The 13,702-nt window shown below is 71.7% G+C and carries 15 protein-coding genes and 1 pseudogene; all 16 read right to left on the bottom strand.

Features of this window, described 5'->3' with window-relative positions; all coding sequences use genetic code 11:
• Positions 1-17: 17 nt before the first annotated feature.
• A complete protein-coding gene (gene lepB / locus A6R01_RS06110; protein WP_292604542.1) occupies positions 18-797 on the bottom strand; it encodes a signal peptidase I in 780 nt (259 codons plus the stop codon).
• Positions 798-863: 66 nt separating this feature from the next.
• Entirely contained in the window at positions 864-1,214 is a 351-nt protein-coding gene (gene rplS / locus A6R01_RS06105) for a 50S ribosomal protein L19 (protein WP_292604540.1), read from the bottom strand.
• A gap of 187 nt (positions 1,215-1,401) precedes the next feature.
• On the bottom strand, positions 1,402-2,568 hold the full coding sequence (gene trmD / locus A6R01_RS06100; RefSeq protein ID WP_292604538.1) for a tRNA (guanosine(37)-N1)-methyltransferase TrmD: 1,167 nt from the start codon (positions 2,566-2,568) through the stop codon (positions 1,402-1,404).
• A 7-nt stretch (positions 2,569-2,575) separates the two neighbouring features.
• Positions 2,576-3,154, bottom strand: coding sequence for a ribosome maturation factor RimM (gene rimM, locus A6R01_RS06095; RefSeq protein ID WP_292604536.1), 579 nt, complete (start codon positions 3,152-3,154; stop codon positions 2,576-2,578).
• Positions 3,114-3,356 (bottom strand): RNA-binding protein, encoded by a 243-nt coding sequence (locus A6R01_RS06090; protein WP_179531545.1) that lies wholly within the window; start codon positions 3,354-3,356, stop codon positions 3,114-3,116. Before A6R01_RS06090 ends, rimM begins: the two co-directional genes overlap by 41 nt.
• Before the next feature lie 5 nt (positions 3,357-3,361).
• Positions 3,362-3,859, bottom strand: a complete 498-nt coding sequence (rpsP, locus tag A6R01_RS06085; RefSeq protein WP_292604534.1) for a 30S ribosomal protein S16 — start codon at positions 3,857-3,859, stop codon at positions 3,362-3,364.
• A gap of 216 nt (positions 3,860-4,075) precedes the next feature.
• Entirely contained in the window at positions 4,076-5,158 is a 1,083-nt protein-coding gene (locus tag A6R01_RS06080) for an amidohydrolase family protein (protein WP_292604532.1), read from the bottom strand.
• 28 nt (positions 5,159-5,186) lie between these two features.
• Complete coding sequence (locus A6R01_RS06075) at positions 5,187-5,555, bottom strand: hypothetical protein (protein WP_292604530.1); 369 nt, start codon at positions 5,553-5,555, stop codon at positions 5,187-5,189.
• Positions 5,552-7,138, bottom strand: coding sequence for a signal recognition particle protein (ffh, locus tag A6R01_RS06070; protein WP_292604528.1), 1,587 nt, complete (start codon positions 7,136-7,138; stop codon positions 5,552-5,554). The genes A6R01_RS06075 and ffh overlap by 4 nt, the downstream gene beginning before the upstream one ends.
• Before the next feature lie 9 nt (positions 7,139-7,147).
• A complete protein-coding gene (locus tag A6R01_RS06065; RefSeq protein WP_292604526.1) occupies positions 7,148-9,391 on the bottom strand; it encodes a [protein-PII] uridylyltransferase in 2,244 nt (747 codons plus the stop codon).
• A complete protein-coding gene (locus A6R01_RS06060) occupies positions 9,388-9,726 on the bottom strand; it encodes a P-II family nitrogen regulator (RefSeq protein ID WP_292604524.1) in 339 nt (112 codons plus the stop codon). Before A6R01_RS06060 ends, A6R01_RS06065 begins: the two co-directional genes overlap by 4 nt.
• Positions 9,727-9,913: 187 nt before the next feature.
• Complete coding sequence (locus tag A6R01_RS06055) at positions 9,914-10,252, bottom strand: P-II family nitrogen regulator (protein WP_292604522.1); 339 nt, start codon at positions 10,250-10,252, stop codon at positions 9,914-9,916.
• A gap of 2 nt (positions 10,253-10,254) precedes the next feature.
• Complete coding sequence (locus A6R01_RS06050; protein WP_292604520.1) at positions 10,255-11,538, bottom strand: ammonium transporter; 1,284 nt, start codon at positions 11,536-11,538, stop codon at positions 10,255-10,257.
• Positions 11,539-11,760: 222 nt separating this feature from the next.
• A pseudogene (gene ftsY / locus A6R01_RS06045) lies at positions 11,761-12,874 on the bottom strand (signal recognition particle-docking protein FtsY).
• Positions 12,875-12,998: 124 nt separating this feature from the next.
• Positions 12,999-13,211, bottom strand: a complete 213-nt coding sequence (locus tag A6R01_RS06040; protein ID WP_292604518.1) for a hypothetical protein — start codon at positions 13,209-13,211, stop codon at positions 12,999-13,001.
• Positions 13,212-13,236: 25 nt separating this feature from the next.
• Positions 13,237-13,689: a thioesterase family protein gene (locus tag A6R01_RS06035; RefSeq protein WP_292604516.1), complete on the bottom strand. Its 453-nt coding sequence runs from the start codon at positions 13,687-13,689 to the stop codon at positions 13,237-13,239.
• Between the last annotated feature and the right edge of the window lie 13 nt (positions 13,690-13,702).

Below are 13,702 nucleotides of genomic sequence, written 5' to 3'. Positions count from 1 at the left end.
GAGCTGTCCCGGACCCGCTAGGACGCCTCAGGGGCGTCGTCGGAGCGGTCAGGCACGTCGTCGAAGGCGTCGGTGCCGCCCACGCCGCCGAAGGAGGAGAACGGCCACACCCGCAGCCACAGCCGCCCGGTGATGAGGTCCATGGGCACGAACTCGTCGCCCGGCACGCACTCGGTCTCACCGTCCAGGCACATGTGGACGGTCGAGTCGGCAGAGTTGCCTCGGTTGTCGCCCATCACGAAGACGGTGCCCTCCGGGACCGGACCGGCGCTCCAGTCGCAGTTGCCCGTCATCGGGCCGCGACAGCCGCGGACGGCCTTGTCCTCCAGGACGTAGGCGTCCTCGTCGAGGGCGACGCCGTTGACGGTGAGACGCCCCTCGGAGTCGCAGCACTCGATGACGTCACCGGGCACCCCGATGACGCGCTTGACGAGGTGTCCCCCGGTCGGCAGCAGCCCGATCCGCCCCATCAGGGAGCTGACCGGGTTGCCCGGCTCGCTCACCTCGCCGGCGATCAGCCAGCCGCCCGGGTCCTCGAAGACGATGATGTCGCCGCGCTCCGGCTCCCCACCGAACCAGCCGGACCACTTCTCGACCAGGATGCGGTCGTCCTCCTGCAGCCCGGGCTCCATCGAGACCGACGGGATGTAGAAGGCCTGCACCAGCACGGTCTTGATGAGCAGGGCCAGCACGACCGCTGAGGCGAGCAGCACCAGGGTCTCGGCCCACAGGGGAAGACCCCGGGAACGCGACGAGCCCACGGACCTCGCGGTCGTGGGCTCGTCGTCGGTGGTCACGCGGGAAGTCTAAGGACCGGGGCTCGTGGCCCTGGCAGCGACCCTCCCGTGATCGCGTGGTGCTGCTCAGGCCTCGCGGCGCTCCTTGATCTTGGCAGCCTTGCCGCGCAGGTTGCGCAGGTAGTAGAGCTTGGCGCGACGCACGTCACCGCGGGTGACGACCTCGATCTTCTCGAAGATCGGGGAGTGCAGCGGGAAGGTGCGCTCCACGCCGACGCCGAAGGAGACCTTGCGGACGGTGAAGGTGCGGCCGATGCCCGCGCCCTGGACGCGGATGACGACGCCCTGGAAGACCTGGACGCGCGAGCGGTTGCCCTCGACGACCTTGACGTGGACCTTGATGCTGTCGCCGGCGCGGAAGTCGGGGACGTCGTCGCGCTTGATGGCGGTGCCGAGATCGGCGATCACGTTGCTCATGGTTCTCCTCGCGAGTGCCACAGGTCAGCCGCGGTACGGAAGGTGTGTGTTCAGGTGTGGACCAGGTCGTCGTGGCCGGCGGCGCGGGGCTCCCCCTGTGGCAGGGGCCCGGCGCAGGTCCTCCGTGCGATCCTCGGAGCGACCCTTCGGCCGACTCTGGCCAGCCACCGAGTGTGCCACAGCGCCGTCAGCGGGCAGAAATCCGCTTGACCAGCACCGCGGGGCCGGCCGGGCCGTCGAGCACCTCGACGACGCGGTAGCCGGCCCGCTTGTACCGACGCAGGTTCGCCTCGCCCCCGGCCCCCGTCACCAGCCGGTACGCCGTCGCCGACCCGGGCGCGGCGCGCTCGGCGTGCTCGAGCAGGACCCGGCCGAGGCCGCGACCGCGCAGGTCCGGGGCGACCATCAGCCGTCCGATCTCCCACACCTCGCCCCGCTCGGTGACCTCGGTCCGCGCCCGCACCGACCCGACCAGGCGCCCGGCGACCCGCACCACCCAGGTGCGCCACTCCCCCAGCCCGGCCACGACGTCGTCGAGCTCCTCGTGGAGCGCGGGGATGCGCAGCTCGTCGTTCACGACGGCCTCGGTGACCCAGCAGGCGCGCTGCAGCGTCCACAGCTCACCGGCGTCGGCAGGGACGGCGGGCTCGATCGTCCAGTCCGCCCCGACCGCGGTCGGGGGCAGCAGGTCCGGGCGACGCTCCGCGGTCCGGGACAGCGCCTGCTCGTGGCGCCATGCCGAGATGGCGCCGTGGTTGCCCGACATGAGCACCGGCGGGACCTCGTGCCCGCGCCAGGACGCGGGCTTGGTGTAGACGGGGTGCTCGAGGAGCCCGGACTCGTGGGACTCCTCGACCAGCGAGGCGGCGTTGCCCATGAAGCCGGGCAGCAGCCGCACGACCGCCTCGGTCATCGCCAGCGCCGCGACCTCCCCGCCGTTGAGGACGTAGTCGCCCAGCGAGAGCTCGACGAGCTCGGCGCGGGTCGCCACGTGGTCGAGCACCCGCTGGTCGATGCCCTCGTAGCGCCCGCACAGGAAGACCAGGCGCTCCCTGGTCGCGAGCTCGCGCGCCAGCGGCTGGGTGAACCGTCGCCCGGCGGGGGTCGGCACCACGACGGTCGCGCCGTCGACCGCGAGCTCGTCGAGCGCCTCGCCGAACGGCTCGGGCTTGAGGACCATGCCGGCGCCACCGCCGTACGGCGTGTCGTCGACGGTCCGGTGCCGGTCGTGGGTCCACGAGCGCAGGTCGTGGACGTGCAGCTCGAGGAGGCCCTTCTCGACCGCCTTGCCGGGCAACGAGAGCCGCAGCGCGTCGAGGTAGTCGGGGAAGATCGTGAGGTAGTCCAGGCGCACGGCGCGCTCAGTCCTCGTCGGGCAGCGGCGCCACGAGACCGGGCCGGTCGGCGACCACGACCCGGCCCCCGTCGAGGTCGACCTCGGGCACGAGGGCCGCGACGAAGGGCACCAGCGTGGCGCGGCCGTCGGTGGCCCGGACCGCGAGCAGGTCCTGCGCACCGCCGTGGACCAGCCCGGTGACCTCGCCGATCACCACGCCCTCGAGGTCGTGGACCGCGAGCCCGACCAGCTGGTGGTCGTAGAACTCGTCGGGGTCCTCGGGGGTGTCCTCCGCGCCGAGGGTCACGTGCAGCACCGTGCCACGGAGGGTCTCGGCGACGTTGCGGTCGGCCGCCTCCTCGAAGGCGACCAGCAGCACGCCCTGGTGCCAGCGCGTCCGGGCCACCGTCAGGTGGCCGGGGACGCCCGCCGACCCACGGGGTGCCTCGGTGCGCAGCCGCGCTCCGTCGGCGAACCGCTTCTCCGGCTCGTGTGCTCTGAAATGTGCACCGACCCGCCAGAGATCCTCTGGCGGGTCGGTGCGCGGAACTACAGGCTGCCGGTCAGCGCCGACGGTCGACGTCGACGAAGTCGACGCGCGCACCGCCCTTGCCGGCCAGCGCGCTCACCACGGTGCGGAACGCGCTCGCGGTGCGGCCACCGCGGCCGATCACCTTGCCGAGGTCGTCGGGGTGGACCCGGACCTCGAGGACCGAGCCGCGTCGCAGCTGCTTGTCGCGGACGCTGACCTCGTCGGGGTTGTCGACGATGCCGCGCACCAGGTGCTCGAGCGCCTCGGCGAGCATGGCGCTCAGGCCTCGGCCTTGTCGTCGCCGGCCTCGGCGGCGGGCGCCTCGGCGGTCTCCTCGGCCTTGGGCTCCTCAGCCGGGGTCTCCTCGGCCTTGGGCTCCTCGGTCTTCTCGGCCTTCTTGCTGGCCTTCTTGGTGGTGGCCGCGGCGGCGTCGCCGTCAGCCTCCTTGAGGGCCTCGTTGAAGATCTCGAGCTTGTCGCGCTTGGCGGGCTTGACCTTCAGGGTGCCCTCCTCGCCCGGGAGGCCCTTGAACTTCTGCCAGTCGCCGGTGATCTTGAGGATGGCGGCCACGGCGTCCGAGGGCTGCGCGCCCACGCCGAGCCAGTACTGCGCCCGCTCGGAGACGACGTCGATGTACGACGGGTCCTCCTTGGGGTGGTACTTGCCGATCTCCTCGATTACCTTGCCGTCGCGCTTCTTGCGGGAGTCGACGACGACGATGCGGTACTGCGGCACCCGGATCTTGCCCAGGCGCTTCAAACGGATCTTGACGGCCACGGTTGTGGTGTCTCCTCGATGGTGGAAGGTGGTGAGGCGCACGGGAACCAGGTGGGGACCGGGCACGCGTGCCTCGCGGGCTCTGCCACGGGCGGGAGTGAGAGGGTTCCCACCGGGCAGGACTCAGCCCGAAATGATGCCACGGCCCCCTCAGGACCAGAAATCGGCTCAGAAATCGGCTCCGTCGTCGGATCCGCCGTCGGTCAGGCCGCGTGGCTACCGGGCTGCGACGACGCTCCCCCGCAGCACCACGCGCTCGGGCTCGGCGAGCACCGACAGGTCGGCGCGCGGGTCGCGGTCCAGCACGACGAAGTCGGCCTCCGCCCCCTCCTCGAGGCCGGAGAAGCCCAGCCACTCCCGCGCACGCCAGGACGCCGCGGCCACCACGTCGGGGGCGGGCATGCCCATCTCGTGCATCGCCCGGACCTCCTCCCACAGGTAGCCGTGACGCCCGGTCCCGCCCCCGTCGGAGCCGACGTAGAGGGCCACACCCGCCTCGTGGGCCGCCATCAACGCCTCACGACGCCGGGCATGCAGGGTCTCCATGGTGTCGGCGTACGCCGGGAACTTCTCGCGCCCCTGGTCGGCGAAGACCGGGAACTTGTCGGTCTGCAGCACCGTCGGCACCAGCGCGACGCCCTGCGTCGCCATCTGCTCGACCTGGTCGATCGAGAGCCCGGTGCCGTGCTCCAGGCAGTCGATGCCCGCGTCGAGCAGGCCCTGCAGCACGTCGCGACCGAAGCAGTGCGCGGTCACCTTGGCGCCCTCGGCGTGCGCGGCCTCGATGGCCGCGGCGAACGCCTCGGTCGGGAACGACGGCGCCAGGTCACCAGCGTCGCGGGAGATCCAGTCCCCCACGAGCTTGACCCAGCCGTCACCGCGCCGCGCCTCCTGGACGACGTACGCCGGCAGGTCGGCCGGCTCGACCTCGTGCGCGTAGTTGCGGATATAGCGCTTCGTGCGCGCGATGTGCCGCCCGGCGCGGATCAGGCGCGGCAGGTCCTCGCGCTCCTGGACCCAGCGGGTGTCGGCGGGCGAGCCGCAGTCGCGCAGCAGCAGGGCCCCGGTGTCGCGATCGGCCAACGCCTGCGCGAGCGTGTCCTCCTCACTCACCGCCCCACCGTCCTCGAGGCCGAGGTGGTTGTGGGCGTCGACGAGGCCGGGGACGATCCAGCCTCGGCCGGCCGTCTCGGCCCCGGGCTGCGGCTCGAAGGTGATCCGTCCGTCGACGACGTACAGGTCGCGGACCTCCTCGCCCTGCTCGCCCAGCACCGGACCGGAGAACTTCAGCGCAGTCATGGCCCGCACCGTACGCGGTTCAGCCAGCTCAGAGGCGGTCCAGCAGCCACGACGGGCCGACGACCCGGGCCCCGGCACCGGTGACGTTGGCGGCCAGCGCCCGGTCGGCGGTGACCACCGTGACCGATCGCCCCTTCTCCGCAGCCCGACGCGCCTCGGCAAGGATGGTCGCGTCGCCGTCCTTGGGCGCGTGCACGGTCCGCACGTGGGCGTCCCGCCCGGCCTTCACCCCGCCCTTGGCGGCACCCTCGAGGACGAGCACGAGCTCGTCGCCGGGCACGTCGGCGGTCAGGAGCTGCTCGTGCAGCCGGCGCGCCGCCCCGGCGCGGTCCTTCCACCAGCCATCGGGTCGCGCGCCGACCACGTTGGCGGCGTCGACGACCAGGACCGACCTCACTTCAGGAACTTCGAGAAGTCCTTCGGGAGGTTCAGCTCGGCGGCGGCCTTCTCGTAGTCGACCTCGTCGCCGCCCGGCATCCCGAAGGGGTTGCCACCGGCGGAGGCGGCCTTCTCCTTCGCCGCCTTCTCGGCCTGGGCCGCCTTGGCGGGGTTGCCGGAGACGCGCTTGCCGCCCTTGCCCTTCTTCTGCTGCTGCTTGGGCTTGCGGCCCTTGCCGCCGCCCATCCCGGGCATCCCGGGCATCCCGGGCATCCCCGGCATGCCGGGCATCCCGCCGCCCTTGGCGAGCTGGGTCATCATCTTGCGGGCCTCGAAGAAGCGGTCGACGAGCTGGTTGACGTCGGTCACGGTGCGCCCGCATCCCTTGGCGATGCGCTGGCGGCGGGACCCGTCGATGATCTTGGGGTTGATGCGCTCGGCCGGCGTCATCGAGTAGATGATCGCCTGGATGCGGTCGATCTCGCGGTCGTCGAAGTTCTCGAGCTGGTCGCGGAACTGCCCCATCCCGGGCAGCATCCCCATGATCTTCGACATCGAGCCGAGCTTGCGGACCTGCTGCATCTGCTCGAGGAAGTCGACCAGGGTGAACTCACCGCCGCGACCGGAGAGCTTCTCGGCGGCCTTCATCGCCTGCTCGGCGTCGAAGGTCTTCTCCGCCTGCTCGATCAGGGTGAGCACGTCACCCATGTCGAGGATGCGCGAGGCCATCCGGTCGGGGTGGAAGAGGTCGAAGTCGGTGAGCTTCTCGCCGTTGGAGGCGAACATGACCGGCTTGCCGGTGATGGAGGCGATCGACAGCGCGGCACCACCGCGGGCGTCGCCGTCGAGCTTGGTGAGCACGACGGCGTCGTACCCGACACCCTCGAGGAAGGCCTGGGCCGTGGTCACGGCGTCCTGGCCGATCATGGCGTCGACGACGAAGAGCACCTCGTCGGGCTGCACCGCGTCGCGGATGTCGGCGGCCTGCTGCATCAGCTCGGCGTCGACGCCGAGTCGACCGGCGGTGTCGACGATGACCACGTCGTGGAGCTTGCGCTTGGCCTCCTCGATCGACGCCTGGGCGACCCCGACCGGGTCACCGGTCCCGTTGCCGGGCTCGGGGGCGAAGACCGGGACGCCGACGCGCTCACCGTTGACCTGCAGCTGGTTGACCGCGTTGGGGCGCTGGAGGTCGCAGGCGACCAGCATCGGGGTCTTGCCCTGCTCCTTGAGCCACAGCGCGAGCTTGGCCGCGAGCGTGGTCTTGCCGGCGCCCTGGAGGCCGGCGAGCATGATGACGGTGGGGCCGTTCTTGGCGTAGCGCAGCCGGCGCGTCTCGCCACCGAGGATGTTGACGAGCTCCTCGTTGACGATCTTGACGATCTGCTGCGCCGGGTTCAGCGCACCGCTGACCTCCTCGCCGCGCGCACGCTCCTTGACCGCGCCGACGAACTCCTTGACCACCGGGAGGGCGACGTCGGCCTCGAGCAGCGCGATACGGATCTCGCGCGCGGTGGCATCGATGTCGGCCTCGGAGAGACGGCCCTTCCCCCGGAGGTTCTTGAAGGTGTCGGCGAGGCGATCGGAGAGGGTGGCGAACACCCGCCCAGCCTAACGACCCGGCGCGCGCCCCTGGTCGACACCCTGACCCGACAGCGCCGCCCTGACCGCGTGCGCCGCGTCGGCGGCCCGTGTCTCCGACAGCACACCGGCCCCCGCCTCCTGCAGGTAGAACACGTCCACCGCCTGCGGGCCCAGCGTGTCGACGTGCGCCGAGCGCACCGCCACGTCGAGGTGGGCGAGGGCTGCGCAGACGAGGTAGACCACGCCGGGACGGTCCGCGGCACGGACCTCCAGCACGGTGGCCTGGTCCGAGGCGTCGGCGCGGACCTCCACGATGGGCGCGAGCTCGGTCGCGTCGGCGGGCCGCAGCCGCTGGGCGGGGTCGACCCGGCCCTCGACGATCGCGTCGTACTTGTCCTTGACGAAGCCGGCGTCGAGCTGCGGGTCGGCGACCTCCCAGATCGAGACGCCGTAGCTGTCCTGCGCCCAGATCCGGGCGGCGCGTACGGCGATGCGCTGCAGCGCGAACATCCCGGCGAAGTCCGCGAGCAGCCCCACGCGGTCGGGGGCGATCACCGTCACCCGGGAGCCGTCCTCGGTGTGCTGCACGTGGACGGAGATCTCGCCGTTGCGCACCTCGCGGGGGATCTCGACCTCCTCCATGAGCACCGGCGGCAGGCTGGTGCCGCTGTCGAGGGCTGCCCGGACCCGGCGGGCGAGGTCGCGCACCAGGCCCGAGCGCCAGGCCGACCACGCCTGGGCGGAGGCGGCCTTGGCGTCGGCCTCGGTGAGGGTCGTGAGCAGCGAGAGCGCCTCGGTGGTGCCGATGCGGCTGGCCACGCGGTCCACCGTCGCCGGGTCGTCGGGGTCGCGGGTCGTCGCGGTCTCCGAGAGCAGCAGGTGCCACCGCACCAGCCGCGCGATCAGCTCGACGGCGGAGGGCTCGAAGCCCATCCGAGCGGCGATCTCACGGGCCAGCGGCTCGCCGGCCACGCTGTGCTCGGTCAGGCTCCCCTTGCCGATGTCGTGCAGCAGCGCCGCGACCATGAGCACGTCGGGGCGGCTGACGTGGCGGATCAGGGAGGCCGCCTCCAGGCAGGTCTCCACCACGTGGCGGTCGACGGTGAAGCGGTGGATCGCCGAGGCGTGCGGCAGCAGCCGGATGCGCTCCCACTCCGGGAGCAGCCGGTTGACCGCACCGGTCTCCTCGAGGGTCTCCCACACGTGCAGCAGGCCCTTGCCGGCCAGCATCCGCACCAGCTGCTGGCGGGCCTCGGCGGGCCACGGCTCGGGCATCGGCGGGGTGTCGCGGGCCAGGCGGGCGGCCGTCGGGGGTGCGAGCACGACGTCGAGCTCGCTGGCGGCGGCCGCTGCCCGCAGGAGCAGGACGGGGTCCTCGGACGGGCGGGCCTTGGCGTCGAGCACGATCTCGTTGCGCGACAGCGCCACCCCTGGCGCGACCGGGGTGAGCTGGGGTCGACGGGCGGTGCGTGCGGACACCGGGCGCTTGAGGTAGTCGTCGACCCGGCGCCAGGTCAGGCGGGACAGGTGGGTGATGCGGCGCCCCAGGGTGCGGACGTGGACCTGGGCGCTGCGGGCGTCGGGGAGACCGAGTCCGGTGGCCAGCTCGCTCCACATCTCGGGGTTGATCCGGTCCGTCGAGCGGCCCGCGGCGCCCTGGACGAGGTCGCGCACGTCGAGCAGCGCCTGGCGGCTCTGCTCGAGCTCGATGTGCGGCACGTCCACCAGCCAGGTGGCGGTCAGTGCCTTGAGGACCGTGGCGTCGCGCAACCCGCCCTCGGACTCCTTCAGGTCGGGCACCGAGCGGTGCGCCAGCTCCCCCATCAGCTCGTGGCGTGCCCGCACGAGCTTCTGCAGCGCCGGGAGCCGTTCGCGAGCCTGCTGGCGCCAGTGCGCCAGCATGGTGGTGCGCAGGCGCAGGGTGAGGTTGGGGTCGCCGGCGAGGTGCCGGATGTCGACGAGCCCCAGGGCGACCTTGAGGTCGGCGTCGGCCGCGGCGACCATCTCGTCGAGCCGTCGCACGCTGTGGTCGATCGTCTGTCCCGAGTCCCACAGCGGGTACCAGACCTGGGAGGCGACCTCACCGGGGTCGACGCCCTCGTCGTGCACCAGCACGACGTCGAGGTCGGAGTGGGGCGCGAGCTCGGCACGGCCGTAGCCGCCCACGGCGATCAGCGCGCACCCGACGTCACCGCCGCCGGCGGACTCGTAGGCCTTCGCGCACAGAGCGTCAGCATCGACCGTGCGCTGGGCACGGTCCTCGGCGGTCACAGTGCAGCACTGTCCTTGTCGCCGGTGCGCACGCGCACGACGGTCTCGACCGGGCTGACCCAGACCTTGCCGTCACCGATCCGGCCGGTGGCTGCGCTGCGAGTGATGGCCTCCACGACCGTGTCGGTGTCCTCGTCGGCCACGACGATCTCGACCCGGATCTTGGGCACCAGCGCGATGTCGTACTCCGCACCGCGGTAGACCTCGGTGTGACCCTTCTGGCGCCCGTAGCCGGAGACCTCCGAGACGGTCATGCCGGAGACCCCTGCTGCCTCGAGGGCGGCACGGACGTCCTCCCACTTGTGCGGCTTGATGACCGCGGTCACGAGCTTCATCGCCTGCCTCATCTCTGCTGCTGTGCGGGGGTGGGCCCCCACGATCATGCCGGAACCGGCCGGGTGCCGTCCTCCCGCCCCGCCGGTGGATGCGAACGGCCCGACTCCCCCAGACGGGAGAGCCGGGCCGCTCGTCATCAGGTGCTGCTCAGGCCCCTCGAGAGCCCGTGGGTCAGGGACCCGTGCCTCACAGGGCCGCAGCGTCGCGGTCGCCGGTCCGCACGCGGACCACGCTCTCGACGGTGCTGAGCCAGACCTTGCCGTCACCGATCCGACCGGTCTGCGCGGTCTTGACGATGATGCCGACCACGTCCTCGGCGTCGTCGTCCTCGACCACGATCTCGATCCGGATCTTCGGGACCAGCGCGATGTCGTACTCCGCACCGCGGTAGACCTCGGTGTGACCCTTCTGGCGGCCGTACCCGGAGACCTCCGAGACGGTCATGCCGGTGACGCCGAAGGTCTCGAGGGCCTCGCGGACGTCCTCCCACTTGTGCGGCTTGATGACCGCGGTCACGAGCTTCATTCTCAGGCCTCCGTCTTGGTCGCGAGCAGGCTGGAGCCACCACCGGACAGGCTGGTGTGCAGGTCGTAGGCGCCCTCACCGTGCTGGTCGGAGTCGATGCCCTCGACCTCGGCCTCGTCGGTCACGCGCCACCCGATCGTGTACTTGATGGCCAGCGCGATGATCGCGGTCATGACACCGGACCACACGATGGCGATCAGGGCGGCCATCACCTGGTCGACGAGCGAGTCCACGCCGCCGCCGTAGAACAGGCCGTCCACACCACCCGGCGCGTTGGCCGAGGAGAAGAAGCCGATCAGCACGGTGCCGACGATGCCGCCGACGAGGTGCACGCCGACGACGTCGAGCGAGTCGTCGAAGTTCAGCTTGAACTTCAGGCCCACGGCCCAGGCGCAGAGCGCACCGGAGATCGCACCGATGGCGATGGCGCCCTCGAGGTCGACCGCACCACAGGCCGGGGTGATCGCGACCAGACCGGCCACGATGCCGGACGCGGCACCCAGCGAGGTGGCCTTGCCGTGGAGCAGGCGCTCGACGACCAGCCAGCCGATGATCGCGGCCATCGTGGCGATGGTGGTGTTCAGGAAGGTGACACCGGTCTCCTCGATGAACTGCGCGACGATCTCCTCCTCGGTGGAACCGGAGAAGACGATCGAGCCGACGTTGAAGCCGTACCAGCCGAACCACAGCAGACCGGCACCGATCATGGTGAGCGGCAGGTTGTGCGGCTTCATCGGCTCCTTGCCGAAGCCGATGCGGCGACCGATGATCAGCGCGAGGACCAGGCCGGCGACACCGGCGTTGATGTGGACGACCGTGCCGCCCGCGTAGTCCTGGGCCGGGAAGTTCTCACCGATGAAGCCGCCGCCCCACACCATGTGGGCGATCGGGAAGTAGCTGAAGGTGACCCACAGCGGAAGGAAGACGACCCACGACGAGAGCTTGACGCGGTCGGCCACGGCACCCGAGATCAGGGCCGCGGTGATGACCGCGAAGGTCATCTGGAAGGCGACGGCGACGTAGTCGCCACCCCCGAGGCCGTCGAGGAAGAACAGCTCGAACGGGTCGGCGAAGAACCCGCCGGCCATGCCGGTCGAGAACGACATCGACCAGCCCCACAGCACGTAGACGATGCCGACCACGGCGACCGACACGTAGGACATCATCATCATGTTGAGCACTGACTTCGACCGGCTCATGCCTCCGTAGAAGAGGGCCAGAGCAGGTGCGGTCATCATCAGGACCCAGGCTGTCGCCACCAGCATGAAGGCGGAGTAGCCGTCCACAAAACCTCCAGGGGAATCTGTACGGGGGGAACGGCACCCAGGGCTGCACGACAGCACTGTCGGGAGGGGGTCCGCCCCATTCGTGACTCGACCAAACAGGCCGGAGGTTTCCTCGCTCCGCGCGCGTTGTTTCGGTCACGCAACAGGTGCGCCCGCTGTGTTACATCTGCATGACGGCAGCGGGCGGGAGGTTTGCGCCCACCGCCGCGGTGGAAGCGCGGCTCAGCCGAGCAGCGCGTCCACGAAGGCGCCGGCGTCGAAGGGCGCGAGGTCGTCGGGCCCCTCCCCCAGGCCGACGAGCTTGACGGGCACGCCGAGCTCGCGCTGGACCTGCACGACGATGCCGCCCTTGGCCGACCCGTCGAGCTTGGTGAGCACGATGCCGGTGACCGCGACGGCCTCGGAGAAGACGCGGGCCTGGATCAGGCCGTTCTGGCCGGTGGTCGCGTCGAGGACGAGCAGCACCTCGGTGACCGGCGCCTGCTTCTCGATGACCCGCTTGACCTTGCCCAGCTCGTCCATCAGGCCCTGCTTGTTCTGCAGGCGGCCGGCCGTGTCCACCAGGACGGTGTCCACGCCGCGCTCGGTACCGCTCTGGACGGCTCGGAAGGCGACGCTGGCGGGGTCGGCCCCCTCCTCGCCCCGGACGACGTCGACGCCGACCCGCTCGCCCCAGGTGGCCAGCTGCTCGACCGCCGCAGCGCGGAAGGTGTCAGCAGCACCGAGGACGACGCTGCGGTCCTCGGCGACGAGGATGCGCGCGATCTTGCCCACCGTGGTGGTCTTGCCGGCGCCGTTGACACCCACGACCAGCACGACGCCGGGGGTCCCGTCCTCGCCGCTGACCTGGAGGCGACGGTCGAGGTCGGGGTCGACCAGCGCGACGAGCTCCTCGCGCAGGACCGTGCGGGGATCGCCCTCCCCCTCGACGCGCAGCCGGGTGCGGAGGCGCTCCACCAGCTCCTGGGTGGGCGCCACGCCGATGTCGGCGGTGAGCAGGGTGTCCTCGATGGACTCCCACGTGTCCTCGTCGAGACGGTCCCGCGAGAGCAGGGCGAGCAGGCCGCGGCCCAGCGTGCCCTGGGACCCGGCCAGGCGCTGGCGCAGCCGCACGAGCCGCGAGGCGGTGCCCTCCGGCCGCTCGAGCACCGGCGCCGCCGGCTCCTCGACCCCGGGCTCGACCTCCGGCTCCAGCGTCGCCGGCGGCGCACTCAGCTCGGTCGGGGCCTCGGGGCGCCGGCTTGCGCCGTCCGGTGACCACGAGCCCGACGACGACCGCCACGAGGGCGACGCCGGCCAGGGCGACGAGCAGGATCAGCAGGGCGACGGAGTCCATGGGCGCCATCCAACCACCGGCCCGGGGACCGTCAGGAACCGGCGGGTCCTCCCGGGCGGCGATCCCCGGCCGAGCACCGGGCAGGCACGGTTCACGTGCGGGTCAGGTGCGGGTCAGGTGCCGGTCAGGTGCGGGGGTCCGGCTCCGGGCGCGGCCGGACGGCGGCGTCGCCGTCGGTCTCGTCGAGGGTGGGCAGACGGTCGGCGGCCCGGGTCATCGCGGACCCGAGCCACTCACCGTTCGTCGGCGTCTCGCCCCGGTGCGGGAAGGCCACGTAGAACAGCACGAGGCCGGCGATCACCACGATCCCGAGCATGGCGATGAGGATGGTCAGCACACCGGCCACCGTGCCACAGGTCCGGTCAGGACGGCTCCTCCCCGCGCACGAGCGGGGCGACTGCGGCGCGGATCACGTCCGGCATCGGGGTCACGGGGCGGGCGGGGTCGGTGTTGTCGACGTACACGTGCACGAAGCGCCCCTCCGCGGCCGCCTCGTCACCGTCCCCCTGGAAGAGGCCGATCCGGTAGATCGCCGAGGAGGTGCCGAGACGGTCGCAGACCATGCCCATCTCGATGGGCTCGGGGAACCCGATCTCGCGGAAGTACTGGCACGAGGTCTCCGCCACCACGCCAATCTGCGGGAGCTTGCGCACGTCGACGCCGGTCGCCTCGTAGAGGTGGGCGTTCACCGCGGTGTCGAAGAGCTCGTAGTACGTCGCGTTGTTGAGGTGGCCGTAGGCGTCGTCGTCACGCCAACGGGTGGTCACGGTGCGCCAGGCGACGTACTCGTCACGGGTGGGGCGGGGACGGGGCATGGGACGGCGCCTC

It is taken from the genome of Nocardioides sp. REDSEA-S30_B4, assembly GCF_001627265.1.
Taxonomy (GTDB): domain Bacteria; phylum Actinomycetota; class Actinomycetes; order Propionibacteriales; family Nocardioidaceae; genus Nocardioides.
Note: the sequence above shows the minus strand (reverse complement) of the source record. Positions and strands in the feature narration are given on the sequence as shown.

Bases quoted from the DNA above. Each gene is read 5' to 3' on its own strand.
- A6R01_RS06090 (WP_179531545.1), bottom strand. From the start codon at position 3,356: ATGCTCGCCGAGGCGCTCGAGCACCTGGTGCGCGGCATCGTCGACAAC.
- rplS (WP_292604540.1), bottom strand. From the start codon at position 1,214: ATGAGCAACGTGATCGCCGATCTCGGCACCGCCATCAAGCGCGACGAC.
- A6R01_RS06035 (WP_292604516.1), bottom strand. From the start codon at position 13,689: ATGCCCCGTCCCCGCCCCACCCGTGACGAGTACGTCGCCTGGCGCACC.
- A6R01_RS06055 (WP_292604522.1), bottom strand. From the start codon at position 10,252: ATGAAGCTCGTGACCGCGGTCATCAAGCCGCACAAGTGGGAGGACGTC.
- A6R01_RS06080 (WP_292604532.1), bottom strand. From the start codon at position 5,158: ATGACTGCGCTGAAGTTCTCCGGTCCGGTGCTGGGCGAGCAGGGCGAG.
- A6R01_RS06060 (WP_292604524.1), bottom strand. From the start codon at position 9,726: ATGAAGCTCGTGACCGCGGTCATCAAGCCGCACAAGTGGGAGGACGTC.